The following is a 25108-nucleotide window of genomic DNA, read 5'->3' on the forward strand; positions in this document are numbered from 1 at the left end:
GTGGCTCCGGCAATAGCCCGCGGCGGGCTGTTTTGTCACGCAAAAAGCCCATTTCACCGCGATAACAGGGTCGCTTTCCAAAAAACAAACCTTTATAGATGCGCGGGTTTGAGCAGGGCGCGGATAATCCGCCGGTAACAGGAAGAGTTGGATGACGAACGTAGTCGTGGTCGGTTCCCAATGGGGTGACGAAGGCAAGGGCAAGATTGTCGATTGGCTTTCGGAACGTGCGGACGTCATCGTTCGCTATCAGGGCGGCCATAATGCAGGTCATACGCTGGTCATCGACGGCGTCAGCTACAAGCTGGCGCTGCTGCCGTCCGGCCTCGTCCGCGGCAAGCTCAGCGTCATCGGCAACGGTGTCGTCGTCGATCCGCATCACTTCGTTGCCGAAGTCGAGAAGCTGCGCGCCCAGGGCGTCAACGTTACGCCTGAAGTGCTGCGCATCGCCGACAACGCGCCGCTGATCCTGTCGCTGCACCGCGACCTCGACGGCTTCCGCGAAGACGCCGCCTCCAACAGCGGCACCAAGATCGGCACCACCCGCCGCGGCATCGGCCCGGCTTACGAAGACAAGGTCGGCCGCCGCGCCATCCGCGCCATCGATCTTGCCGATCCGGAAACGCTGCCGGCCAAGATCGACCGCCTGCTGACCCATCACAACGCCCTGCGCCGCGGCCTTGGCCTCCCGGAAATTTCGGTGGAATCGCTGGAGAAGGAACTGAACGACGTTGCCGCTCAGGTTCTGCCCTATGTCGATCAGGTCTGGCGCATCCTCGACGACCAGCGCAAGGCTGGCGCCCGTATCCTGTTCGAAGGCGCACAGGGTGCGCTGCTCGACAACGACCACGGCACCTATCCGTTCGTGACCTCGTCGAACACCGTTGCCGGTCAGGCTGCTGCCGGTTCCGGCCTCGGTCCGACGGCGATCGGCTATGTCCTCGGTATCACCAAGGCCTACACGACCCGCGTCGGCGAAGGTCCGTTCCCGTGCGAGCTAAACGATGAGATCGGCAAGCACCTGTCGACCGTCGGCCGCGAAGTCGGCGTCAACACCGGCCGTCCGCGCCGCTGCGGCTGGTTCGATTCGGTTCTCGTCCGTCAGACGGTGAAGACCTCCGGCATCACCGGTATCGCGCTGACCAAGCTCGACGTCCTCGATGGTCTGGACGAGCTGAAGATCTGCGTCGCCTACAAGCTCGACGGTAAGGAGATCGATTACCTGCCGGCAAGCCAGGCCGCTCAGGCCCGTGTCGAGCCCGTCTACATCACGCTCGAGGGATGGAGGGAATCGACTGTCGGCGCCCGCAGCTGGGCCGATCTTCCGGCGCAGGCGATCAAGTATGTACGCCAGGTCGAGGAGCTGATCGGCGCACCGGTCGCCTTGTTGTCCACAAGCCCTGAGCGAGATGACACCATACTTGTGACCGATCCCTTTGAGGATTAATGTCGCGGGTCATTGCGATTTGGCCCGTGCGTTAAGCCGGGCCTTTTGAGAAAGTACGAATGGCGGATTTTATTGCAGTCATCCGGCGGGCCGTTGACGGTCTGACCGAAAATACGCCCGAGATGCGGGTGAAGGTTTACGAGCGGGCCCGCGGCGCAGTGCAGCGGCAGCTCGAAAACATGAAGCCGCGTCCGCCGGAAGCGATGTTGCAACGGCAGCTGGAAAAGCTGGACGCCGCCATTCGTGAAGTCGAGGCCGAGCATGCCGAGGCGCTGCCGGACGACAACGCCGTAGCGCTGGAGCCTGTAGCCGCTGCCGAGGCCATCCCCGAGCCCGTCCATGAAGAACCGGCAGCGGAAGCGCCGGTCGAAGAGCCCGTGCATGCGGCGGCCGAGCCGGTTGAAGACGCCGCTCCGGAAGAGCATCCGGCCTACAAGGAGCCTGTCGCCGACCGAGAGCCTGCCGCCGCCGAGCCTGCCTACGAAGAGCCGCAGCCCGTCTATCATGAAGAAGCGGCACCGGCCGCCGAACCCGAAGTGCACGCAGAAGAGCCGGCGCCGTGGCAGCAGCCTGCCGAGGACGCGCCTGCTGAAACCTGGCACGCCCCGCAGCACGAAGAGCCGGTCGAGCCGGAACACCACGTTGCCGCCGAAACCGCAGTCTTCGAAGAACATCACGCCGAACCGGAACCGGTGGAAGCCGTCGAGCCGCTTCGCGCTAGCGAATATAATCCAGCCAACCGCCTGGTCGAGCCTTTCGCCTCGTTCGAGAAGCCACAGGAATTTGTCGAGCAGACGCAGGAAGAGCCGCTGCAGAGCGATGCCGCCGGGCGTTTCGAGCCTGTGTGGAGCGAGCCCGTTGCCGAGGCACCCGCCGAGCCGCCGAAGGATGCCGAAACGGTCTGGGCCGATCAGGAACTGCACAACTTCTCCGCCCTTGCGCCTGCCGCTAACGCCGATTCCGGCGCCCGCGCCTTCGAAGAGGCGCTGTCGGGTCTGAGCTCTGTGCCGGAGCCCGCCAAGATGCCTCCGGCGCACGAAGGCTTCTCATGGGAAGCGGCAGCCTTCGACGACCTGCCGCCGATCGATGCGCCCAAGAAGGCCGCAGCGGCACCGCATGGCGACGATTCCGATCTGTTTTCCGAAGTGCATGGCAACAAGGCGGCGCCTGCGCAGCCGGCGCCGGATGTGCCCGGCAGCGAGTGGAAGGAAGCCGAATCGCTTCGCGGCTACGGCCGCCGCGGCAGCGTTGCCAATGATGACGACGACACGGCGCCGGTTGCCGATATCGACCAGATCGTCGCTGCCAAGCTGCAGAACAAGAATTTCCGCATGGAGCCGAAGCGCCGCCGCTTCGGCCTCGGCAGGATCATCGGTACGCTCGTTGCTCTCGCCGTGCTTGGCGGTGGCGGCTACGCGGCGTGGATGAAGCGTGACGAGCTGAACGCCATGGTCAATGGCCTGATCAGCTCGGCGCCGAAGACCGCCGAAACGACGAAGCCCGCAGCGACCACGACACCGCCCGCCACCACTCCGGCATCGGGCACCGCTCCGGCGGCAAACGACAGCTCCGCAGCCCCGGCTGAAAGCAACAAGCAGGTTGCCGCCGTGGATGACGGCTCGTCGGTCAGCAACAAGTTCAACCAGCGCCTGATGGCCGACGGCAGCGAGACGGATCCGGGTCCAGCCACGGTCGCCACGACACCGACAGCCGAAGGCAAGTCGGTTGCGCAGCAGAGCGTCGCTTCTGCCGCCCCGGCCGTACAGGCACAGGCCACGCCTGCGGCGCAGCCGGGCGCTGCCAATGCACAGCAGCCACCTGCAACGGATGCGCCGGCCCCGGCTGCCGCGCAGACGCAGACACCGGTCGGCGCATCGGAAAAGATGTTCCTCTATGAGGAGCGTATTGGCCAGAGCTCGCCGACGGCGATCCAGGGTTCGGTCGTCTGGAGCGTCCAGCACGAGAAGGGCGCCAACGGCAAGGATGAGGCGACGGTGCAGGGCAATGTCACCGTTCCCGAGCGCAATCTCTCGGCTCTCGTGACCTTCAAGCGCAATTCCGACCCGTCGCTGCCCGCCAGCCATCTGGTCGAAATCGTCTTCTCGGTACCGCCGAATTTTGAAGGTGGTAAGATCGACAGCGTTCAGCGCATCTCGATGAAGCGGACCGAGCAGGACCGCGGCGACGCGTTGATCGCCGTTCCGGCCAAGATCACCGACGATTTCCACATGATCGCCCTGAACGACTATCCGGACGCCCGCAAGTCGAACCTCGACCTGCTCGCCACCCGCGACTGGATCGACATCCCGATCACCTACCGCAACGGCCGCCGTGCCCTGATCACCATGCAGAAGGGTTCGACCGGCGGCGCCGCGTTCAACACCGCGATCAGCAGCTGGACCGCCCTCGGCGACGTCAGCACCAGCCAGTAAAATCTGGCTGGTAGCCACAAAACGAGGCGGTTCCTGCCGGGACCGCCTGCCGTTCACGTGCCAGAAACATCTCCAGTTCTATCCACGAACCGCGGTTGGCGGGACGATTACGAGTGTCGAATTTTCGAACTCGATCGAATCCGCGCGCTGGAAAGGGACATAGCGAATAGTCGGAATCGCAGGGAACGCTTGCGCTTCTCGTCTAAGCAGATTACAACACTGAACTATATGGTTCAGTATATAGCTCCTCCTCTTGATCTCTCGTTCGCGGCGCTTTCCGATGCGACACGCCGTGGGATCATCGATCTGCTCGGCCATGGGGACGCATCTATTACCAGTCTCGCTGATGCCTTTCAGATGACGCTGACCGGCATGAAGAAGCACGTCCAGGTTCTTGAGAGGGCCGGGCTTGTCGTCACGCAGAAGGTTGGAAGGGTGAGAACCTGCAGGCTTGGAAAACGCGGCCTCAAGGCGGAGGCGGAGTGGATAGAGGCGCACCGCAAGCTCTTCGAGGCCCGTTTCGACGCGTTGGATGAAATCATCAACGAAATGCAACAGGGAGGAAGCGATGAAGGAGCAGTTTGAGAGTACAGGCGCGCAGAACCCTACCTCAGTCCAGCGCAAAGGGGATCGCGAGCTCGTCATTACGCGAACGTTCAATGCGCCGCCGAGCACGGTCTACAGGGCGTGGAGCCAGCCGGAGCTGTTTCAGCGCTGGTGGGTGCCGGAATCGGCGCCGGGCGGCGTTTCGCTGGTATCGTGCGCCATGGACGTCCGCACCGGCGGCAAATATCGGCTTGAATTCGGCACGGGCGGTTCGGATACCATGGCCTTCTACGGTAAGTATCTCGAGGTCGTGCCCAACGAGCGTATCGTCTGGACCAATGACGAGGGCGAAGAGGGCGCGATCACGACCGTGACCTTCGAGGATCAGGGCGGGAAAACCCTGTTGACCTTCCACGAAGTCTATCCGTCCAGGGAGGCGCTTGAACAAGCACTGCAGGAAGGCGCGGCCGCATTGCCGGAACAACTGGAACAACTCCGCGAATTTCTTTCCAGCATCGGCGATCATTGCTGATATGGTATCGTGAAGCCCAGCGCATCCACATTGCAAAAAAGGCGGGCCATTGGCCCGCCTTTTTCAATTGTTGTCTTGCCGAAGGCGCTTACGCGCTGGCTTCCACCACGCGCACGGCCTTGGCCATGTCGAGCGCTTCCTTGCGGACTGCGTCCTGGACTTTTTCGAAGGCACGGACCTCGATCTGGCGGACGCGTTCGCGGCTGATGTCGAATTCCGACGACAGGTCTTCCAGCGTGACCGGATCTTCGGCGAGGCGGCGGGCCTCGAAGATGCGGCGTTCGCGTTCGTTGAGCACGGACATCGCCTTGGACAGCATCCGGCGGCGGGTGTCGAGCTCATCCTGCTCGATCAGCACTTCTTCCTGGCTGTCGTGATCGTCGACCAGCCAATCCTGCCACTGGCCGCTATCGCCTTCGGACGCCTTGATGGAGGCGTTCAGCGATGCGTCGCCCGACAGGCGGCGGTTCATGGAGACGACTTCCTCTTCCGACACCTTCAGCTTGGTGGCGATTTCGGAGACGTGTTCCGGCTTCAGATCACCTTCGTCGATCGCCTGCAGGCGGCCCTTGAGGCGGCGCAGGTTGAAGAACAGGCGCTTCTGATTGGCGGTCGTGCCCATTTTCACGAGCGACCACGAACGCAGGATATATTCCTGGATCGAGGCCTTGATCCACCACATGGCATAGGTTGCCAGGCGGAAGCCGCGTTCCGGGTCGAATTTCTTCACGGCCTGCATGAGGCCGACATTACCTTCGGACACGACTTCGCCGATCGGCAGGCCATAGCCGCGGTAGCCCATCGCGATCTTGGCGACGAGACGCAGGTGGCTGGTGACGAGCTTGTGCGCAGCATCGCGGTCGCCATGTTCGGAATAGCGCTTGGCGAGCATGTATTCCTGCTGGGGCTCCAGCATCGGGAACTTGCGGATTTCGTCGAGGTAACGGTTAAGACCGGCTTCGCCGGCCGTAATGGATGGCAGGTTATTACGGGCCATGATTGCACCCTCCTATATAGATTCCGGTTCCCGATGGAACGCGTCCCCGCGTCGTTAAAGGCAAACCGGGACGTGCGGCCCAAAGCTGAGCCCGCACTAAGTCCATATACAGATAAGTATGGCCGAACAGGGGTTCAAGGCCACCGGGGCATTCACGAAGGCGTTATGGCGCGGCTGCCCGCAGCGCCTCGACGAGCTCGATCATATCATCCGGCAGCGGCACTTCGAAGCGCATGACTTCGCCGGTGCGCGGGTGCTCGAACTGCAGCATATAGGCGTGAAGCGCCTGCCGCGTAAAGCCGTTCACCACCTTGCGGACGGCATCGGGAAGCTTGTTTGCCTTGGTCTTGAAGCCGGCGCCATAGACCGTGTCGCCGAGCAGCGGATGGCCGATATGGGCCATGTGAACGCGGATCTGGTGGGTACGGCCGGTTTCCAGGTGGCACTCGACCAGCGAAGCCAGCGACAAGGCGTCCGGCGTCTCCTGGAAGCGTTCCAGCACCTCGTAATGGGTGATCGCTTCGTCGGCCTCCTGATTGCCGGGGCGCTTCACCTCGCGGCGGGTGCGGTCGTTGGTGCCGCGGCCGAGCGGCGCGTCGATGGTGCCTGCCAGCGAGCGTGGACGGCCCCAGACGATCGCCTGATAGGCGCGTTCCAGCGGCATGGTGCGGCCGTGGTCGGCAAACTGCGCCGACAGATGCCGGTGGGCGATATCGTTCTTGGCAACGATCATCACGCCGGTCGTATCCTTGTCGAGCCGGTGAACGATACCGGGGCGCTTGACGCCGCCGATGCCGGAAAGGCTGTCGCCGCAGTGATAGATCAATGCGTTGACCAGCGTGCCGGTCCAGTTGCCGGCGGCGGGATGGACGACGAGGCCCGATGGCTTCGAGATGACGATGACGTCGTCGTCCTCGTATAGGATGTCGAGCGGGATGTTCTCGCCCTTGGGCTCCGGATCTTCCGGCTCGGGCAGCAGCATCTCGTAGGTATCGCCGGGGCGGACCTTCTTTTGCGGATCGGTCGCCAGCGCGCCGTTCACCAGAAGCTGGCCTTCCTTGATCAGCACCTTCACCCGGCTGCGCGAAAACTCAGGCCCGAGCTGGGCCGTCAGCCATGCGTCGAGGCGGCCCGTTGCGCTCTCATCTGCCGTCAGGACTTTCCTAATGCCGGATGCTTGTTTAAAGGGGTCGCTCAAGTCGCTTCTTCTCCGAAGTTTTCATAGGACACCGTAATGACGCAAATCGAACCAGACGATCAGGAAGACAAGCCCCTTGACCCGGCAATGGAAAGCGTCCGGCGCAAGATGGTTCGCCTGCAGATCGTTTCCGGCGCCATCATGTTCGTGAGCCTTATGGCGGTCTTCGGCGCGGTTGTCTACAAGGTGACGCGGCCTGCACCGGCAGGCGCGCCTGCTGTTGCTTCGAACGGCGTTCCGACGGATTCGCCGGTCAGCAGCACGGTTTCGCTGCCGGCCGGCTTCGCGGTTCAGTCGACCTCGCTTTCGGGCAGCCAGATCCTGTTCTACGGTCAGGGTAGCGATGGCAAGCACCGCGCGATCGTCGTCGATACCAGGACGGGCCATACCGTCGCCGATATCGCCATCGCCGGCAATTGAGCCATGGCGGCTGCTCCGGTCACGATCGATGATCCCGCCGATCCGAGGATCGCGGAGTTTCGCGAGATCCGCGAGCGGGACCTGACGGGGCGCCAGGGCCGTTTCATCGCCGAGGGAACGGTGGTGCTGCGCATGCTGGCGCAGGCGCACCGGCGCGGCACGTTTGCGGCCGAGAAGATCCTGCTGCTCGCAAACCGGGCGGCAGGCGTAGACGATATCCTGGCCGAGTTTCCCGGCGACGTGCCTGTCTACATCGCCGATGCCGCCACGCTGGATGGCATCGTCGGTTTCCATCTGCATCGCGGCGTGCTGGCGCTCGGCAGGAAGCTCGTGCCGGAGACAAGCCTGATCGACCGGCTGCCGGAACAGGCGCTGGTCATTGCCGGATGCGGCATCTCCAATCACGACAATGCCGGATCGATGTTCCGCAATGCGGCAGCGTTCAAGGCGGACGCGATCTTCCTCGACGAAACCTCTTGTGATCCGCTCTATCGCAAGGCGTTGCGCGTCTCGGTCGGCTCTGTGCTCAGCGTGCCCTACGAGCGCCAGGGAACGGCGCTCGATCTGCTCGGCGGTCTTGCTGAGCGCGGCTTCGATATCTGGACACTTTCGCCGCGTGGCGAGGTCGATATCCGCGATATCCCGGCTTCGCCGCGCATGGCACTGGTTGCCGGGACGGAGGGCGAGGGGTTGCCGCAGGCGATCCTTTCGCGGTTCCGCAGCGCCCGGATCCCGCAATCCGAAGGGCTGGATAGCCTGAACGTAGCGACGGCAACGGGGATCGCCCTGTTTTCCATGGCGTCGGCTGCCCGCAGGCTCTGAGCCTATTTTTGTTCGGATAGAATGGTGGCCGTGCGGGCCGCGAGGTTCAGCCGCTCGGCCTGTAGGCTGCCGGTATTTTCGGGCAAGAGCTTGCGAACCGGCGATGTCTCGCCCTCGTTGAGCGCGGTCAGCGCCACGACCTTGGCAGCGATCGAGGCGATCTCTTCGCGCAACGCACTATCCTTGCCGGTGGCGGTTCTCGCTTTCAGGACGCGATCCGAGAGATCGCTGCTGCGGGCGCGCGCATCCTCGGCGAGCTGCGCTGCGGCGGCTGCCGGGTCCATGCCTTCGTCTTCCTCTGTTGCCGGTGCAGTGTCGGGAAGTGCGTTCAGCAGCGAACCCGATATGCCGGCCTCGCGGATGACGTGGCCTGCCATGCGCAGCTCGGAATTGGTGCCTTTCAGCTGCTCCTTGAGCTTGGCGAGCTCCTGCTGGCGGCGGGTAAGCAGCGTGTCCTTGTCGGCCGCAGCAGCAGTTTCGCGCGCCACCTTGTCTTCAAGGCGGATCACCATGTGTTCCTGCTGGGTCAGCTTCTGCTCGGCATCCTTGGCGCGCTTCTGCAGGAGGTTGACGTCCTGGCGCAGCGTGTCGCGCTCGTCGCGCAGTGCATTGGCGCGGAACTTGACGCTTTCGATCTCGGTTTCGCGTGCCGCCATGTCTATCTTCAAATTGTCTGTCTGTTCAGCAAGCTTGTTCAGCCGGATGCGCAGTGCATCCAGCTCGCCTTCCTTCTGGGCGCTCGATTGCTCGGCGATATGCAGGCTGGTCTTCAGCTGGCTGATATAGTTCTCGTCCTTGCGCAGATGCGAGCGCAGCTCGGCGGCTTCGACGTTGAGATCGCTGATCTGGCCCTGGAGGGTGCTGATCTCGGCGGCCAAGCGGCCGCCGTCGAGCGCCAAAGAGTCATGCCGCAATTGCAGGGAGAGGGATTTTTCACGCTCGCGGGTAAGATCCTGCGTCGTGCGCGCATTATCGGCAGCGTAGAGGGCGCGGACCATATCCTTCTGCGCCCGCACTTCCTGGGGGCTGAGCGGCATCGTCGCCCGCATCCGGTTTTCCGTGTACCAGACGACGCGCCGGTGGATGGCAGGGGACACCAGGAAAACCAGGAAGGCCGCAGTCAGGAAACCCAGCCCGAACAGAAGAGCATATTCGATCACGGCGCTGTCAATGCTTCCAGAAAGTGATTTGCGTCGCAGCAATGATTACGCACGCAATGCGCGCGGGGCAAGTGGCGGATGGGTGACGGCGGGGAAGAATCCCGCCGTCCATTCCATATCAGAAGGGGTTCCACGTCGGGCCGGGGGTGATCTTGAGATAGCCGACATTGACGCCGAGACGGGCGCCGACGCCGGTGCGGATCGGCACGACGAGAACGTTATTGTTCTTGAGCAGCGTCATGCCGAAGCCGGCGATGACGTAGGCCTGGCCGCTGACGCCGCCGAAGCGGGCATAGATGCTGTCGATAGACGGCAGGTCGTACACCAGCATCATGACGCGCGAGCCCTGGCCGCCGTAGTCGATGCCGAGCGACGGACCCTGCCAGTAGAGCGGATGCTCGCCTGCGTTCTTGGTGTTCAGCTGTCCTTCGCCATAGGTGAGGCCGGCGATGAAGGCGCCGGAGCCTTCCTGTCCGAGAATGTAGCCGTTCGGCAAGCCGTATTTCTGGAAGGCAGCTTCGATGACCTTGGCGAGACCGCCGCTGGTGGAGCCGAAGAAGGAGTGTCCGGCGTCGACGATTTCCTGGACCGTGTACTGGCTGCTATTGGCCTGCTGGGCCGCAGCCTGTTGCGAAGAGAGCATAAATGCAGAGATGGTCAGCGCGACAAGCAGCCGGCAGAAGCCCATAAATCTTCCTGGGGATTGAAGGTGCATGGTGTCATCCGTTCATCATGGTCGGTTCAATGAGCCGTTTCCGGCAATTGATACATTTTGCTCCGATCGCCTTAACAATCGGTTTACCAAATATGGTGTCATTATGGCGCCGAGTACGGGCGCAAACTTCGTGCAATTTTGATCAGGCAAGATATGGCGGAATGAATTGACCGCCATTAGGAGACGATGATGTCCAAGAACCCCAATCTGACTTTGACCGGCCCGGATCTTGCCGCGCTGCTCTGCAGCCGCGTCTGCCATGACGTCATCTCGCCTGTCGGCGCAATCAACAACGGTCTGGAGCTGCTCGACGAGGGCGGTGCCGATGCCGACGCCATGGATCTGATCCGCACCAGTGCGCTGAATGCCTCTGTGCGTCTCAAGTTCGCTCGTCTTGCCTTCGGTGCTTCGGGCTCCGTCGGCGCCTCGATCGATACCGGCGAGGCAGAACGTGCCGCCAAGGATTTCGCTGCGGCTGAAAAGAAGACCGAGATCACCTGGATCGGTCCGCGCGCCATCGTCGCCAAGAACCGCGTCAAGCTGCTGCTCAATCTGCTTTTGGTCGCCTATTCCTCGATCCCGCGCGGCGGCTCTCTGGAAGTGACGCTCGAAAATCCGGAATTCGACGCGAAATTCAAGATCGTCGCCAAGGGCAAGCTGATGCGCCTGCCGCCGAAATTCGTCGAGATTGTCTCGGGCAACATCGAAGAAGCGGTCGATGCCCATTCGATCCAGCCCTATTACACCGTTCTGCTGGCCGACGAATGCGGCATGGAGCTCGGCCATAGCGCAACCGGCGAAGAGATTATTTTTACAGCCGAAACCGTTGCGGCCTAAGCTTATGGTTGCATGACTGCGCATTGTCTCTTTCCGGGTAACACTTCCTTAGCCAAATCGACCTATCCTTTCGGGCTGAGGAAGCGCCACCGGGACAGAAGTGGGGCGAAGGAGCAGTGATGCAGCGTTTCATGATCACCGACAGTTCGGACGTCGTTCGCAAGGTCGGCAAGCGTATCCTTTCCGAGCTCGATTTCCTGGTGGGCGAGGCGGCAAATGCCGCCGAAGCCCTGTCTGCCTGCCAGACTGAACTTCCCGATTACCTGATCGTCGATTCCGGGATGGAAGGCGCGCTTGAGCTGATCACCACCATCCGCGCCATGGAGGGTGGCAAAGAGGTCAAGATCTACTACTGCGTCATCGAAGCCGACCTGAAGAAGCTGATGGCCGGCAAGCGGGCAGGGGCGACCGACTTCCTGCTGAAGCCGTTCGACCGCAAGATCCTGACCGCCGTCTTCGGCAATCGCGCGATCGCCGCGTAAAGATCCAATCCATTTTGAAGTTCCAGATGCAATGCCCGGGGCGCGTCCCGGGCATTTTCGCGCGTCTAATAAGCTAGCACTCTCCGGCACTTGGCCGGAATGATGCAGGGCGACTGGCGATCGGGAGAACAACAGGCCGCAAACGAAAAAATCCCGCCTTGAAGGCGGGATTTTGAATTTGGCAAAAGGGGAAATGCGGTATCAGGCGCTTTCGGCGTATTCGGCACCATCCGGCTCGCGCAGCACGTAGCCGCGGCCCCAGACGGTTTCGATGTAGTTGGCGCCGCCGGCAGCGTTCGCAAGCTTCTTGCGCAGCTTGCAGATGAAGACGTCGATGATCTTCAATTCCGGTTCGTCCATGCCGCCGTAAAGGTGGTTCAGGAACATTTCCTTGGTGAGCGTCGTGCCCTTGCGGAGCGAAAGCAGCTCCAGCATCTGGTATTCCTTGCCCGTCAGGTGAACGCGCTGGCCGCCGACTTCGACGGTCTTGGCGTCGAGGTTGACGATCAGTTCGCCCGTCATGATGACCGACTGGGCATGGCCCTTCGAACGGCGGACGATGGCGTGGATGCGGGCGACGAGCTCGTCCTTGTGGAACGGCTTGGTCATGTAGTCGTCGGCGCCGAAGCCGAGACCGCGGACCTTGTCTTCGATGCCGGCCATACCCGAGAGGATGAGGATCGGTGTCTTGACCTTGGACAGGCGGAGAGTGCGCAGCACTTCATATCCGGACATGTCGGGAAGGTTCAAATCGAGAAGGATGATGTCGTAATCATACAGTTTGCCGAGGTCGACGCCTTCTTCACCGAGATCGGTGGTGTAGACGTTAAAACTTTCGGACTTGAGCATCAGTTCGATGCTCTGCGCGGTCGCGCTGTCGTCTTCAATCAGTAGTACCCGCATTATTATCCCCTTTACCGCCGCCGAAAGGTGGTCTGGCCCCCTACGCGATACCGAAATATGTCACTGCGTGATTTGGAAGCTGCCACGAAATGGTTAACAAATTCTATTCCACTCTGGCAAGAGGTAACGAATTTATTAAATATTTTGTCCATTCCGCTGTTTTCCAACGAGAATTCGCAAGACCGATTCCTTAACTTTTACATTAAGAACGGCCGCTAAGCGATTCATTCGACTCAGCAATGAAAAGGTTTCGGAAATCGCGTAGTGATGTTTACCGAGCCTTAAATCATCGGACCTATCATTAACGATGCCCGTAAACGAAAGGTTACCAGCGGTAGGTTTTTGTTAATACCGACGGAAATTTTTTGGGCAGACCGTCTCAAAGCGGTGCGCAAGGGGCAGTTTTAGTAAAGCCGGGATCTCGCATCACTGGAGTAATGCGTATGAAGTCGCGTGAGAGCCTAGTTCGCCTGAAGGAATTTCAGGTGAACGAAAAACGACGTCAGCTGCAGCAATTGCAGATGATGATGTCTGAATTCGAACGGATGACGAAGGATCTGGAGAGCCAGATCGTCGTCGAAGAGAAGAAGTCCGGCATTTCCGACCCGAATCATTTCGCCTACCCGACCTTCGCCAAGGCCGCACGTCAGCGCGCCGACAATCTTCAGGTCTCCATCAAGGAGTTGAAGATGCAGGAAGAGGCTCTGGAACAGGCGCTCGAGGAGATGCAGGCAGAATATGCCCGTGCAGCCGCCCTCGAGGAGCGCGACGGCGCGATTCGCGCCCGGGCGTAACGGTCTGGCGATGGACGCCGCCTGGCGTCCTGGGGAATCGCCGAAGAAAAAGCCACGTATGACGGGCAAGGTCCGTCATACGTGGCTTTTCGTGTTTTTTGTTTCTCAGTTCACCACATCGCGCCATTCGTCGTGGCGCTGTGACTGTGCCTTGAAGAACGGGCAAAGCGCAAAGATCTTCCAGCCGCCCTTGCGGGCTTCCTCGACGGCGTGCAGCGCCAGCGCCTGGCCGACGCCTTTGCCGCGCAAGGCGTCCGGCACGCCGGTGTGGTCGATGATGACGAGCTTCGGCGAGGTGCGGGAATAGGTCATCTCGGCCTCATGCCCCTCGACATCAACGACATAACGGCCGCCCGAGGCATTTTCTTCGTTGCGGATATCCATTCTATTGTCCTCCGAAAGAGATGTGTTGCCCGAACGTGGCATGCCGGGCAGGGGCTCACAAGCCGGAGCGGGGGCGACGCAGTGTTCAACGGAGAAGGCTTGATGGTGAAATTGGCGCTGCTGAAGCCCGTGCTGCTGGTCGCGGCGCCTTTCTTTCTGGCGCTCGGGCTGGTCCTGCCGCTGATCCGCTTCGAGAAGCTCTATTTTTTCGATGAGACGCCGTCGCTGATCGGGATCGTTGCATCGCTCTGGAGCGGCGGCGACATGCTGCTTGCGGCGATCGTGGCCCTGGTCTCGATCGTTCTGCCGGTTTGCAAGATGATCGGCCTGGCGGTGGAGGCAACAGCGGCCGGTGGCGGAACCGGCAGCTGGTTTTATCGTCACGCCGTGCCTTACCTGTCCAAGTGGTCAATGATGGACGTGCTTCTGGTGGCGATCGTCATTGCTGCGGCGAAGACCACAGGGCTGGCGGATGCTTTTACGCAGCCGGGCCTCTGGTGTTATGCGGCCTCAACAATAATTTCGGGCCTTCTGCATTCCTTGAAGGGGAATGCGTCCGGCCCGAAATGAACTTGGTGCCAAAAGGCGGTTAGTGACGGTACTGCTGGATACGCGTCGTGCGCAGGCCGGCCAGGCCGTGACTGCTGATCGACGACTGCCAGGACAGGAACTCTTCTACGGTAAGCGTGTAACGCTCACACGCTTCTTCCAAGCTCAACAGGCCACCGCGCACAGCCGCGACAACCTCAGCCTTGCGGCGGATAACCCAGCGCCTTGTATTCGGCGGCGGTAGATCCGCAATCGTAAGCGGGCTGCCATCGGGGCCGATGACATATTTTACTCGGGGTCGTATCATTTCGGTCATTGGGACTCTCTACACAACTCAAGACCACAAACGTCACTCTAGCCCGTCACATTTAAAAATTGCCTAAACCGGTCGTAAGAATTTGATAACAACTTTAAGTGCCGGAGCTACCCACCTCCGGCCGAACTTCCCTTACGTAAATTTGAGCCCGGTGCATGGCTCCCATGCGTAATAAATAATATCTATATTTCGCGGGAAGATTTATAAGCGCTGCAACATTACGAATGAGCGCTAGACCTCGTCTCCGTTCTTCTCGCAGCATTCAGTCATAGAATCACGCCGAAAGCTTCCGTCCACTGCGACGCGGAGCCTCGCTGTGCTCTTGCTGTTGTCCGGCGCCTTCAACGGCCTGCTGGAGCGGGAACGGACCGCAGGTCGCGATTGAGGAAAAAATCGATGACGAGACGTGAGCGCGCAGTGCGTAACTGCGTAGACGATAACGCTTTTTCGCTTTCCACCACCACGCGCCAGGGCGATCTGAAGATCGAGTTCAAGCGCAGTCTTGAGCGCATGACCAAGGAAGCGGGCTTCGATTTTTTCCTGCTTGCCTCGTTTCCGCGCGGCGATGCGACGGGCTTCGTTGAAAACCGGGTCGCAAGCAACTGGCCGCAGACCCTCGTCAATCTATACGAGGGCGCGGACATGTTTTACTGCAGCGAACTCGTCAATGCTCTGAAGCAGACGATCGTGCCAGTATATTGCAATGCGGGAACCTTTGGCGGGGCTGCCGCCAATCTAGAAAACCGCCGGTTGAACGCCGCCTTCCAGATGCATGGATTGCAGGCAACTTTCGGCTTTTCGCTACATGACGCTGATCTAAAACAATACATTTTTGCATTTTCCGGTTCGCGTCCTGCGCTGCAGCAGGAAGAGCAGATGGCACTTTTTTTCTCGGCGATGCAGGCGCTCGACCGCTTCAGCAGCGCCAATCGCGATGAAGTGGGCCCGGCGGAAAGCCTGACGCGGCGCGAAATCGAATGTCTGCGCTGGTCTGCGGCCGGCAAGAGCAGCGACGAGATCGCCATCATTCTCGACCTCTCCTCGCATACCGTCGTCGGCTACCTGAAGAGCGCCATGCGCAAGCTCGATTCGGTCAACCGCATGCAGGCCGTTGCCCGGGCGCTGCGTTACCGGTTGCTCTGACCTTCAGAGCAGGATGGCGCTGATCTCCGTCTTTCCGGCGCCGAATTCATATTGCGCCGTTCCTGTATGCACGATCGACAGCCAGTCTCCGGCCGTAAGCTGGGCGAGGCCGAATGCTGTCTGGCGTGCTGCTGCGGTGGTTGTGACACCGGCAACGGTTGCAAGTGCGGTGCTGCCGTTCGCTTCCAGCCGTGCGCCATAGGCCGATGAGGTCAGCGTGCTGACGGAGAGAATCAGCAGATAGAGACCGGAAGCCGGGACGATCAACCTGTTGCCGGTGCCTGATGGCACCGCGGCGCCCAACGCGAACCCACCCTGCTGCGCATGCATGGCATTGAAGCCGGTGCGGGTGTTACTGGCTGGGGTCGAGGTCCCCGCAGCAAGCGAAGCCCGCACGACCGGGCGTGCCGGTGTCCTGACGATGCCGCCGGCGGCAATCGCCAGGGCTGTCTCCCATGCCGCGCCATCGCCGCTCACCTTGATCGAGAACTCGTCATTGCCGGCAAGCCCCATTTCCGCACGACCCGACCAGTTGGACTGGAAGAGAAGCGACGCGGTGTCGCCGGCCGACGCCTTGTTGACCTTCACCTGATGACCATGACCTTCGTGATTGAAAAGGCTGGCAGGGGAGGAGATGGCGAGGCGGTTTTGCAGATCGGCTGTCGCGTTCAATCCGAGAAGCGGCAGGCTGGAGGGCGGTGGGGCAATATCGCTCCACGTGCCATCGACCAGAACCCGGAACTTTCCGATGGCGGTAAAATACGCCCGCCATCCCTCGCGCGGCGCGATATAGAGCCAGGCGCTGTCCTGGCGGAACGCAAGCCGCCCCTTTTTCCCGGCCCAGATCCCTGCCGCGTCTGTTGCGATAAGATAGCAGCTGCCTTCTTCCGGCGCGTCCGGTGGGGTCGAGGCTTCGCTTGTGATCGTCAGCTGGATGACCGCATCGATCAGCTGTAGCGCCTCGTTATGCGTCACATGCTTCTGTGCCTGGGAGGGTAGAATATAGGGGAGGGCAAGATTGGCGGTAATCTCGGACATGCAGCAATCTCCATTGCGCCGGGGCGTCGGGTGCTGCCGATCTTAGATCCGCTGTAGCGGCCGGGGACGAAGGCCCGCTGCCGCCGTTGATGTTCAAGCGGATTCTTGCCCTGTTATGCGCGGCGAAGCGCGCGCTTCCGGCTTCCCCAGGAAATGAAATCCGGATTGACGAAGTCAGGTTCACCCTTTCGGCCGATCTTGCCGTAGGTCAGCGGCAGCCCGTCGAGCGTCAGGGTCGTGCCGCCAGCGGCGCGCAAAACGGCATCGCCCGCCGCCGTGTCCCATTCCATTGTCCGGGTGAAGCGCGGATAGACATCCGCCTTGCCCTCGGCCAGCAGGCAGAATTTCAGCGACGAACCGATATTGGTGCATTCTGAAATGTCGTGCTTGGCCAGAAAGCTGTCGGTCGCCGGGCTGTTGTGGCAACGGCTTGCCAGCGCCAGCCGGTGTTCCGGCTCGTCACGGACGGTCACGGTTTCGCGCCTGTCTACCGTGAAGTCTTCGCCGACATGCAGTTTCTCGGCGCGGCCTGATTCCCCGGCAAAGGCGACGCCCAGCGCCGGGGCATAGACGATGCCCGCGACCGGGATGCCGTTCTCGATATAGGCGATGTTGACCGTGAATTCCTTGCGCTTGTCGACGAACTCACGCGTGCCATCCAGCGGATCGACGAGGAAAAACGGCTTCTCGCCGATATCAGGGATATGGCCTGCGGCCACTGATTCTTCGGCAATGACGGGAATGTCAGGATATTCCTTGGAAAGATGCACGAGAATGATCTTTTCGGCTTCGTGGTCGGCCAGCGTTACCGGCGTCTCATCGGCCTTGGTCGAGACGTGATAGCCCGCACGGAAAATCTCGATGATCTTCCGTCCTGCTTCGAGAGCTGCATTTTCGAATGTCGGCAACATCACGTTTCAGAATCTGTCGGACCGGGAAGGGCCCCGGCGAAGCGTCGAATATAACTTTAAATATAAGATTGAGGCCAGACTTTTGCACGCCGCGGAAAACCGCTATGAAAGCAGACAAGCACCGGAATGGTTTTCACCCAATCGTCCGTCGCGCGGTCGGAATTTGCTTCGAATTCCATTTTTGTGGAATAGCTTTCGTTGGCCGGAACCGGTGCCGGATCACAAAAGCGCCGCAATGGTTAATCCACAGGCCGTTTCTGGCTAAATTTTTGTCATATAATGCCTTTTTAGTGTGGAAATTGATCCGCAACGCGCCATTTGCGTCCGTTTGAGCAAGAATCTGATTCAGCGCAGCCTTTTTGTCTTCACATTTTCCCTGAAAGCGCTATGCATGCGGCTACGAGGTTTCGATTTAAAAGCGGAGCCCTAACCAAAAAGAGATGCAGCCATGTTGGTTCGCATCCAGGGGAAATGACATATGGAGTACTTTATCCAGCAGCTCTTCAATGGGCTGACTCTTGGATCCATCTATGGTCTGGTCGCTATTGGCTATACGATGGTTTACGGCATTGTCGGCATGATCAATTTCGCCCATGGCGATGTCTTCATGCTTGGTGGTTTCGCTGCTCTTATCGTCTTTCTCGTTCTCACATCCATTTTCGCAGGTCTTCCGGTAGCAGTTCTTCTGCTGGCGATGCTTGTTGTTGCGATGCTGATGACGAGTTTGTGGAATTGGACGATCGAGCGAGTTGCATACCGTCCGCTGCGCGGTTCGTTCCGCTTGGCGCCGCTGATCACCGCGATCGGCATGTCGATCACGCTTTCGAACTTCATCCAGGTGACGCAGGGCCCGCGCAACAAGCCGATCCCGCCGCTGGTCACTTCGGTCTATGATATCGGCGGCATCTCGGTTTCGCTGAAGCAGATCATCATCATCGTCATCACGGTCGTGCTGCTCGCGGGCTTCTGGTACCTCGTCAACCGCACGGCGCTCGGACGCGCCCAGCGCGCGACGGAGCAGGACCGAAAGATGGCGGCTCTGCTCGGCGTCAATGTCGACCAGACGATTTCCATCACCTTCATCATGGGCGCCGCGCTCGCTGCCGTCGCCGGTACGATGTACCTGATGTATTACGGTGTCGCCTCGTTCACCGATGGCTTCACCCCAGGCGTCAAGGCGTTCACGGCTGCCGTTCTCGGCGGTATCGGTTCGCTGCCGGGCGCAGTGTTCGGCGGTCTGCTGATCGGTCTCATCGAGTCGCTCTGGTCCGCCTACTTCACCATCGCCTACAAGGACGTCGCGACCTTCGCGATCCTGGCTTTCGTCCTGATCTTCAAGCCGACCGGTATTCTCGGACGGCCGGAAGTCGAGAAGGTATAATCGTCATGGCAAACATTGAAACTTCCGCAGGCAAGCCCGAGGCCGGGCTTGTCCAGAAGGGTATCCGTGAAGCTTTCTTCACCGGTCTCGTCTCGCTCGGCCTGTTCGTTCTCTATGTCGGTCTCGGCACGCAGCAGAACATCAACAACGAACTGATCATCGTCCAGCGCTGGGGCCTGCTTGCGATCTTCGTCGCAATCGCCGCCATCGGCCGCTTCGTCATGGTCGTCTTCATCCAGCCGAACATCAATCGCCGCAAGCTTGCCAAGGCAAAGCAGGGCGAGCTCGATATCTCGACGGAAAAGAGCTTCTTCCACACGCACTTCCTGAAGATTGCGCTGGTTGCCCTGCTGCTTTACCCGGTCGTGATCTACGCGCTCGTCGGTGCGCAGGGCTCGCTGAAGTGGGTCGATAACTTCGGTATCCAGATCCTCATCTACGTGATGCTCGCCTGGGGTCTGAACATCGTCGTCGGTCTCGCCGGTCTTCTCGACCTCGGCTATGTCGCCTTCTATGCTGTCGGCGCCTATTCCTACGCGCTGCTCTCCAGCTATTTCGGCCTGTCCTTCTGGGTCCTGCTGCCGCTGTCGGGCATCTTCGCAGCACTTTGGGGCATCATCCTCGGCTTCCCGGTCCTGCGTCTGCGCGGCGACTACCTCGCTATCGTGACGCTGGCCTTCGGTGAAATCATCCGTCTGGTGCTGATCAACTGGACCGATGTCACGAAGGGAACGTTCGGCATCTCCGGCATTCCGAAGGCAACGCTGTTCGGTATTCCGTTCGATGCGTCCGCTGGCGGCTTTGCCAAGCTGCTCGGCCTGCCGATGTCGTCTGCCTATTACAAGATCTTCCTGTTCTATCTGATCCTGGCGCTCTGCCTGGTCACGGCCTACGTCACCATCCGGCTTCGCCGCATGCCGATCGGCCGCGCTTGGGAAGCTCTGCGTGAAGACGAAATCGCCTGCCGCTCGCTCGGCATTAACACGGTGACGACCAAGCTGACCGCCTTTGCGACGGGCGCCATGTTCGGCGGCTTCGCCGGCTCGTTCTTCGCAGCGCGCCAGGGCTTCGTCTCGCCTGAATCCTTCGTGTTCCTGGAATCTGCCGTCATCCTCGCCATCGTCGTCCTCGGCGGCATGGGCTCGCTGACGGGTATCGCGATTGCCGCGGTTGTCATGGTCGGCGGCACGGAAGTGCTGCGCGAAATGGACTTCCTGAAGGTCGTCTTCGGTCCTGATTTCACGCCGGAACTCTACCGCATGCTGCTCTTCGGCCTCGCCATGGTCGTGGTCATGCTCTTCAAGCCGCGCGGTTTCGTCGGCTCGCGTGAACCGACCGCCTTCCTCAAGGAGCGCAAGGCGGTATCCGGAAGCTTCACCAAGGAGGGCCACGGCTGATGAGCCCTGTAGAAACAATGTCCAACGATACCCTGCTCAAGGTCGAGCACCTGTCGATGAAGTTCGGCGGCCTGATGGCCATCAACGATCTGTCTTTCGAAGCCAAGCGCGGCGACATTACCGCCCTGATTGGCCCGAACGGCGCAGGCAAGACCACGGTGTTCAACTGCATCACCGGCTTCTACAAGCCGACGATGGGCATGATCACCATGAACCAGAAGAGCGGAAAGCAGTATCTGCTCGAGCGCCTTCCGGATTTCCGCATCACCAAGGAAGCCAAGGTCGCCCGTACCTTCCAGAACATTCGTCTGTTCTCGGGTCTGACGGTTTTGGAAAACCTGCTTGTCGCCCAGCACAACAAGCTGATGAAGGCTTCTGGCTATACGATCCTCGGGCTGCTCGGCATCGGCAGCTACAAGAAGGAAGCTGCCGCCTCGATCGAGCTTGCACGCTACTGGCTGGACAAGGCCGATCTGACCGATCGCGCCGACGACCCGGCAGGCGATCTGCCCTACGGCGCCCAGCGCCGCCTGGAAATCGCCCGCGCCATGTGCACCGGTCCGGAACTGCTCTGCCTCGACGAACCGGCGGCGGGTCTCAACCCGCGCGAATCGCTGGCACTCAACGAGCTGCTGCGCAGCATCCGCGCCGATACCGGAACCTCGATCCTGCTCATCGAGCACGACATGTCGGTGGTCATGGAAATTTCCGACCACGTCGTCGTTCTCGAATACGGCCAGAAGATCTCCGACGGTACGCCCGATCATGTGAAGAACGACCCGAAGGTCATTGCGGCCTATCTCGGTGTCGAAGACGAAGAAGTTGAAGAGGTCATCGCGACCGTAGAAGGGGGCGCATTCTGATGGCTGGGGAACAGCTTCTTAGTGTTCAGGGTGTCGAGACCTATTACGGCAATATCCGCGCTCTCGCCGGCATCGATGTCGAAGTCAAGAAGGGTGAAATCGTCAGCCTGATCGGTGCCAACGGCGCTGGCAAGTCGACGCTGATGATGACGATCTGCGGCAGCCCGCAGGCGCGTACCGGCTCGATCATTTTCGAGGGCCGCGACATCACCAAGATGCCGACCCACGAGATCGCGCGTCTGCGCATCGCCCAGTCGCCCGAGGGACGCCGGATTTTCCCACGCATGACCGTTCTGGAAAACCTCCAGATGGGTGCGGGTCTGGATAACCTGAAATATTTCCATGAGGACCTCGAGAAGATCTTCGTGATGTTCCCGCGCCTCAAGGAGCGCCAGACGCAGCGCGGCGGCACGCTTTCGGGCGGTGAGCAGCAGATGCTGTCTATCGGCCGCGCGCTGATGGCTCGTCCGAAGCTCCTGCTTCTCGACGAACCGTCGCTCGGCCTGGCGCCGCTGATCGTCAAGGGGATTTTCGAGGCGATCAAGAAGCTCAACGAAACCGAAGGCCTGACGGTCTTCCTCGTCGAGCAGAACGCATTTGCTGCCCTCAAGCTTTCGCATCGCGCCTACGTGATGGTGAACGGCAAGGTGACGATGAGCGGTTCCGGCAAGGAACTGCTTGCCAATCCCGAAGTCCGTGCCGCCTATCTCGAAGGCGGGCGGCATTGATCCGGGCAGAAGGGAGACTTTGATATGCAGGGACTTTTCTTCGAACCGGATATGGGCGTCAGGACGGTTATCCGTGCGCTCGTCATGCTCATCGGTTTCTGGACCGCGTGGCGCGCCGGCAAGGCCGCGGCCGAAGGCTGGAGCGATTACCCGCTGGTGATCGCCTATACCTTCCTGCTCGCCTGGGTGATGCAGTTCCTGCATCACGCGCTGTTCAACGGCCCGATGCTGAGCGCCTTCTTCTACATCATCGATTTCGTGCTGCTGCTCGTCTTCTCGACGGCCGGCTTCCGCTTCCGCCGCACCAATCAGATGGTCAACAACTATTACTGGCTGTACGAAAAAACTTCCGCCTTCTCGTGGAAGAACAAACATTGACAGCCCGTTGAAACTAGGCATGAATTGCCTCAGCGGCGGTACCCGGAAGTCTTGGACTTAAAACGGAAATCCGCCACTGACAAGAAATCGAAGGGCATGGCTCATGGCCGGCAAGGCACAACGCCACCGGTTCATGCCCCCAGAGAGGAACAGCTTTCCCGGCGCAAACGATGGTGGGTAATGCGCTGGGTCTAGGACCGGAACCCGCCCAAAAATTGGGAGTAAAAACATGAAGAAGTATCTTCTGTCAGCAGTAGCTCTTTCCGCGATGGTTGCTTTCAGCGGCGCTGCGCGGGCTGACCTGCTTGTTGGTGTTGGTGGTCCGCTGACGGGCCCGAACGCTGCGTTCGGTGCACAGCTTCAGAAGGGTGCCGAACAGGCAGCCGCTGATATCAACGCTGCTGGCGGCATCAACGGCGAGCAGATCAAGGTCGAGCTCGGCGACGACGTCTCCGACCCGAAGCAGGGCATCTCGGTAGCGAACAAGTTCGTTGCTGACGGCGTCAAGTTCGTTGTCGGTCACTTCAACTCGGGCGTTTCCATCCCGGCTTCTGAAGTTTACGCTGAAAACGGCATCCTCGAAATCACCCCGGCTGCTACGAACCCGCAGTTCACCGAGCGTGGTCTCTGGAACACGTTCCGTACTTGCGGCCGTGACGACCAGCAGGGCGCGATTGCCGGCAAGTATCTTGCCGACCACTTCAAGGACGCCAAGATCGCTGTCGTTCACGACAAGACGCCTTACGGCCAGGGTCTCGCTGACGAAACCAAGAAGGCTATGAACGCCGCTGGTATCACCGAAGTCGTGTACGAAGGCATCAACGTCGGCGACAAGGACTTCTCGGCCCTCATCGCCAAGATGAAGGAAGCCGGCGTTTCGATCATCTATTGGGGTGGTCTCCACACCGAAGCTGGTCTCATTATCCGCCAGGCAAAGGACCAGGGCCTGAAGGCAACGCTCGTATCGGGTGACGGTATCGTTTCGAACGAACTGGCTTCGATCGCTGGCGACGCTGTCGAAGGCACGCTGAACACCTTCGGCCCGGATCCGACGCTGAACCCGGCCAACAAGGACCTCGTCGAGAAGTTCAAGGCTGCCGGCTTCAACCCGGAAGCGTACACCCTCTATTCCTACGCTGCGATGCAGTCGATCGCAGGCGCTGCAAAGGCTGCTGGTTCTAACGATCCGGAAGCCGTTGCAAAGGCAATGAAGGAAAAGGGTCCGTTCCCGACCGTTCTCGGCGACATGTCCTTCGATGAAAAGGGCGACCCGAAGCTCCCGGGCTACATCATGTACGAATGGAAGAAGGGCCCGGACGGCAAGTACAGCTACTTCCCGCAGGCTGCGAAGTAAGCATCGCTTGCACGGTTCCGACCGTTTAGAGGAAGCCCGGTTTCGACCGGGCTTCTTTGTTTTTGGCGACGGTTTCGCGGCGGAGTGACGTTTTCAATCCAGGTGTGATGGGCTAGGTCTTGAGCCTCGCCTGGATCTAGAACGGAAGCTCATCATGTCCCGACCGCGCATTCTCGTCACCCGCCGCTGGCCCGCTGCCGCCGAGGCGGCACTCGCCGAACGTTTCGAGGTTACCCTCAACGAAGCTGACGTGCCGATGACCGCCGATCAGCTGCGCCAGGCGCTGGCCGATTACGACGCGGTGCTGCCGACCGTCTCCGACAAGCTGCCGGCATCCGTTTTCGAGGGCGAGATCCGTACGAAAATCCTCGGCAATTTCGGCGTCGGCTACAATCACATCGATATCGCTTCCGCCAAGGCCAAGGGCATTGCCGTCACCAACACGCCCGGCGTTCTGACCGACTGCACCGCCGATATCGCCATGCTGCTGCTGCTCGATGTTGCCCGCCGTGGCGGTGAGGGCGACCGGCAGGTCCGCGCCAACGAATGGAAGGGCTGGTGCCCGACCCACATGATCGGCACCAAGGTCTCCCGCAAGACCGTCGGCATCATCGGCTTCGGCCGCATCGGCAAGGCCTTCGCCCAGCGCTGCCATTTCGGTTTCGACATGGACGTGGTGTTCTACAATCGCTCCAAGGTCGATGAGGCCGAAGCCGCCCGTTATGGCGCCCGTCAGCTCGCCACCGTCGAGGACGTGCTTGCGGCCGCCGATTTCGTCTCGCTGCATTGCCCGGGTGGAGCCGAGAACCGGCACCTGATGAACGCGGCGCGCTTCGCGGCGATGAAGAAGGGTGCGTTCCTGATCAACACGGCGCGCGGGGACGTGGTGGATGAGGCGGCGCTGGTTGCGGCCTTGCGGGACGGGACGATCCGTGGGGCAGGGCTCGATGTCTACGAGGCGGAGCCGCAGGTGCCGGAGGCGCTGAAGGCGATGGAGAATGTGGTGCTGCTGCCGCATCTCGGCAGTGCGACCGAGGAGACACGCACGGCGATGGGGATGAAGGTGGTAGAGAATGTCGCCGCGTTCTTCGAGGGCCGGGAGCCGGCGGATCGGGTGGTTTGAGGGTGGTTCTTTCCACCTGAGCAAGCTCGCCCCCCTCTGCCCTGCCGGGCATCTCCCCCACAGGTGGGGAGATTGGCTGGGTCAGCCGCTCGCATCACGCTGGCATTGACGTTACAGCGCCAATGGCTTTCTGCAGCTAATCCACGCGCACCGTCATTCCTGTGCTTGTCACAGGAATCCAGCCACCGCGCGTCTGCGCGGTGAATGACTCATTTCTCTATTGAAGAAGTCTCCCGCGCCCCAGGACTGGGGCGCACT

The 25108-nt window shown here is 60.6% G+C and carries 27 protein-coding genes; 18 read left to right on the plus strand and 9 right to left on the minus strand.

What is annotated here, in order from left to right; translation table 11 throughout:
• Positions 1-151: 151 nt before the first annotated feature.
• From AC1DV9_RS22365 to AC1DV9_RS22380, 4 genes are all read left to right on the plus strand, one after another.
• Positions 152-1447 (plus strand): adenylosuccinate synthase, encoded by a 1296-nt coding sequence (locus AC1DV9_RS22365; protein ID WP_477950091.1) that lies wholly within the window; start codon positions 152-154, stop codon positions 1445-1447.
• A gap of 59 nt (positions 1448-1506) precedes the next feature.
• Positions 1507-3879 carry a hypothetical protein gene (locus tag AC1DV9_RS22370; RefSeq protein ID WP_477950092.1) on the plus strand — a complete coding sequence of 791 codons (2373 nt, stop codon included), beginning with the start codon at positions 1507-1509 and terminating at the stop codon, positions 3877-3879.
• Between the two features lie 228 nt (positions 3880-4107).
• The gene (locus tag AC1DV9_RS22375) at positions 4108-4464 is read left to right on the plus strand and encodes a helix-turn-helix domain-containing protein (RefSeq protein WP_112516321.1); all 357 of its coding nucleotides are present in this window, start codon (positions 4108-4110) and stop codon (positions 4462-4464) included.
• Positions 4448-4957 carry an SRPBCC family protein gene (locus AC1DV9_RS22380; RefSeq protein WP_477950093.1) on the plus strand — a complete coding sequence of 170 codons (510 nt, stop codon included), beginning with the start codon at positions 4448-4450 and terminating at the stop codon, positions 4955-4957. The genes AC1DV9_RS22375 and AC1DV9_RS22380 overlap by 17 nt, the downstream gene beginning before the upstream one ends.
• Positions 4958-5045: 88 nt before the next feature.
• Here AC1DV9_RS22380 and rpoH read toward each other — a convergent pair whose 3' ends face one another.
• Both rpoH and AC1DV9_RS22390 read right to left on the minus strand, forming a co-directional pair.
• Positions 5046-5954 (minus strand): RNA polymerase sigma factor RpoH, encoded by a 909-nt coding sequence (gene rpoH / locus AC1DV9_RS22385; RefSeq protein ID WP_477950094.1) that lies wholly within the window; start codon positions 5952-5954, stop codon positions 5046-5048.
• Between the two features lie 163 nt (positions 5955-6117).
• Positions 6118-7152 carry an RluA family pseudouridine synthase gene (locus AC1DV9_RS22390; protein ID WP_112516323.1) on the minus strand — a complete coding sequence of 345 codons (1035 nt, stop codon included), beginning with the start codon at positions 7150-7152 and terminating at the stop codon, positions 6118-6120.
• A gap of 36 nt (positions 7153-7188) precedes the next feature.
• On the opposite strand from AC1DV9_RS22390, the gene AC1DV9_RS22395 reads away from it, so the two are divergent.
• Positions 7189-7572, plus strand: a complete 384-nt coding sequence (locus AC1DV9_RS22395; protein WP_477950095.1) for a hypothetical protein — start codon at positions 7189-7191, stop codon at positions 7570-7572.
• 3 nt (positions 7573-7575) lie between these two features.
• Positions 7576-8394 carry a TrmH family RNA methyltransferase gene (locus AC1DV9_RS22400; RefSeq protein WP_477950096.1) on the plus strand — a complete coding sequence of 273 codons (819 nt, stop codon included), beginning with the start codon at positions 7576-7578 and terminating at the stop codon, positions 8392-8394.
• Positions 8395-8396: 2 nt separating this feature from the next.
• Here AC1DV9_RS22400 and AC1DV9_RS22405 read toward each other — a convergent pair whose 3' ends face one another.
• The gene (locus AC1DV9_RS22405) at positions 8397-9554 is read right to left on the minus strand and encodes a hypothetical protein (RefSeq protein ID WP_477950097.1); all 1158 of its coding nucleotides are present in this window, start codon (positions 9552-9554) and stop codon (positions 8397-8399) included.
• A 118-nt stretch (positions 9555-9672) separates the two neighbouring features.
• Positions 9673-10269 carry a DUF1134 domain-containing protein gene (locus AC1DV9_RS22410; RefSeq protein WP_112516328.1) on the minus strand — a complete coding sequence of 199 codons (597 nt, stop codon included), beginning with the start codon at positions 10267-10269 and terminating at the stop codon, positions 9673-9675.
• A gap of 189 nt (positions 10270-10458) precedes the next feature.
• Here AC1DV9_RS22410 and chpT point away from each other — a divergent pair, with 189 nt between their 5' ends.
• Both chpT and AC1DV9_RS22420 read left to right on the plus strand, forming a co-directional pair.
• Positions 10459-11106, plus strand: coding sequence for a histidine phosphotransferase ChpT (gene chpT / locus AC1DV9_RS22415; RefSeq protein WP_477950167.1), 648 nt, complete (start codon positions 10459-10461; stop codon positions 11104-11106).
• Positions 11107-11225: 119 nt separating this feature from the next.
• The gene (locus tag AC1DV9_RS22420) at positions 11226-11588 is read left to right on the plus strand and encodes a response regulator (RefSeq protein WP_112516329.1); all 363 of its coding nucleotides are present in this window, start codon (positions 11226-11228) and stop codon (positions 11586-11588) included.
• Positions 11589-11789: 201 nt separating this feature from the next.
• Here AC1DV9_RS22420 and ctrA read toward each other — a convergent pair whose 3' ends face one another.
• Positions 11790-12491 (minus strand): response regulator transcription factor CtrA, encoded by a 702-nt coding sequence (gene ctrA / locus AC1DV9_RS22425; protein WP_112390401.1) that lies wholly within the window; start codon positions 12489-12491, stop codon positions 11790-11792.
• 443 nt (positions 12492-12934) lie between these two features.
• Here ctrA and AC1DV9_RS22430 point away from each other — a divergent pair, with 443 nt between their 5' ends.
• Positions 12935-13285 carry a flagellar export protein FliJ gene (locus AC1DV9_RS22430; RefSeq protein WP_112390402.1) on the plus strand — a complete coding sequence of 117 codons (351 nt, stop codon included), beginning with the start codon at positions 12935-12937 and terminating at the stop codon, positions 13283-13285.
• A 105-nt stretch (positions 13286-13390) separates the two neighbouring features.
• On the opposite strand, the gene AC1DV9_RS22435 is transcribed toward AC1DV9_RS22430, so the two are convergent.
• On the minus strand, positions 13391-13669 hold the full coding sequence (locus tag AC1DV9_RS22435; RefSeq protein WP_477950098.1) for a GNAT family N-acetyltransferase: 279 nt from the start codon (positions 13667-13669) through the stop codon (positions 13391-13393).
• Between the two features lie 102 nt (positions 13670-13771).
• On the opposite strand from AC1DV9_RS22435, the gene AC1DV9_RS22440 reads away from it, so the two are divergent.
• A complete protein-coding gene (locus AC1DV9_RS22440) occupies positions 13772-14239 on the plus strand; it encodes a paraquat-inducible protein A (protein ID WP_477950099.1) in 468 nt (155 codons plus the stop codon).
• A gap of 19 nt (positions 14240-14258) precedes the next feature.
• On the opposite strand, the gene sciP is transcribed toward AC1DV9_RS22440, so the two are convergent.
• Positions 14259-14534: a CtrA inhibitor SciP gene (gene sciP, locus AC1DV9_RS22445; protein WP_034476390.1), complete on the minus strand. Its 276-nt coding sequence runs from the start codon at positions 14532-14534 to the stop codon at positions 14259-14261.
• A gap of 396 nt (positions 14535-14930) precedes the next feature.
• On the opposite strand from sciP, the gene AC1DV9_RS22450 reads away from it, so the two are divergent.
• Positions 14931-15677, plus strand: coding sequence for a helix-turn-helix transcriptional regulator (locus AC1DV9_RS22450; protein ID WP_112390407.1), 747 nt, complete (start codon positions 14931-14933; stop codon positions 15675-15677).
• A 3-nt stretch (positions 15678-15680) separates the two neighbouring features.
• Here the strand turns inward: AC1DV9_RS22450 and AC1DV9_RS22455 are convergent, their stop codons facing one another.
• Both AC1DV9_RS22455 and cysQ read right to left on the minus strand, forming a co-directional pair.
• A complete protein-coding gene (locus tag AC1DV9_RS22455) occupies positions 15681-16715 on the minus strand; it encodes a DUF2793 domain-containing protein (RefSeq protein ID WP_477950100.1) in 1035 nt (344 codons plus the stop codon).
• Positions 16716-16828: 113 nt separating this feature from the next.
• On the minus strand, positions 16829-17626 hold the full coding sequence (gene cysQ, locus AC1DV9_RS22460) for a 3'(2'),5'-bisphosphate nucleotidase CysQ (RefSeq protein ID WP_477950101.1): 798 nt from the start codon (positions 17624-17626) through the stop codon (positions 16829-16831).
• 478 nt (positions 17627-18104) lie between these two features.
• On the opposite strand from cysQ, the gene AC1DV9_RS22465 reads away from it, so the two are divergent.
• The 7 genes from AC1DV9_RS22465 (at position 18105) to AC1DV9_RS22495 (ending at position 24850) form a co-directional block, all read left to right on the plus strand.
• Positions 18105-19007, plus strand: a complete 903-nt coding sequence (locus AC1DV9_RS22465) for a branched-chain amino acid ABC transporter permease (protein ID WP_112390410.1) — start codon at positions 18105-18107, stop codon at positions 19005-19007.
• Between the two features lie 5 nt (positions 19008-19012).
• Positions 19013-20404: a high-affinity branched-chain amino acid ABC transporter permease LivM gene (livM, locus tag AC1DV9_RS22470; RefSeq protein WP_112516336.1), complete on the plus strand. Its 1392-nt coding sequence runs from the start codon at positions 19013-19015 to the stop codon at positions 20402-20404.
• The gene (locus AC1DV9_RS22475; protein ID WP_112390412.1) at positions 20404-21267 is read left to right on the plus strand and encodes an ABC transporter ATP-binding protein; all 864 of its coding nucleotides are present in this window, start codon (positions 20404-20406) and stop codon (positions 21265-21267) included. Before livM ends, AC1DV9_RS22475 begins: the two co-directional genes overlap by 1 nt.
• Positions 21267-21995: an ABC transporter ATP-binding protein gene (locus AC1DV9_RS22480; RefSeq protein WP_112390413.1), complete on the plus strand. Its 729-nt coding sequence runs from the start codon at positions 21267-21269 to the stop codon at positions 21993-21995. Before AC1DV9_RS22475 ends, AC1DV9_RS22480 begins: the two co-directional genes overlap by 1 nt.
• Positions 21996-22019: 24 nt before the next feature.
• Positions 22020-22373, plus strand: coding sequence for a DUF6867 family protein (locus AC1DV9_RS22485; protein ID WP_112390414.1), 354 nt, complete (start codon positions 22020-22022; stop codon positions 22371-22373).
• Positions 22374-22602: 229 nt separating this feature from the next.
• On the plus strand, positions 22603-23727 hold the full coding sequence (locus AC1DV9_RS22490; protein WP_477950102.1) for a branched-chain amino acid ABC transporter substrate-binding protein: 1125 nt from the start codon (positions 22603-22605) through the stop codon (positions 23725-23727).
• 154 nt (positions 23728-23881) lie between these two features.
• Entirely contained in the window at positions 23882-24850 is a 969-nt protein-coding gene (locus tag AC1DV9_RS22495) for a 2-hydroxyacid dehydrogenase (protein ID WP_477950103.1), read from the plus strand.
• Positions 24851-25108: the final 258 nt, after the last annotated feature.

It is taken from the genome of Rhizobium sp. 01L410 (assembly GCF_056400165.1).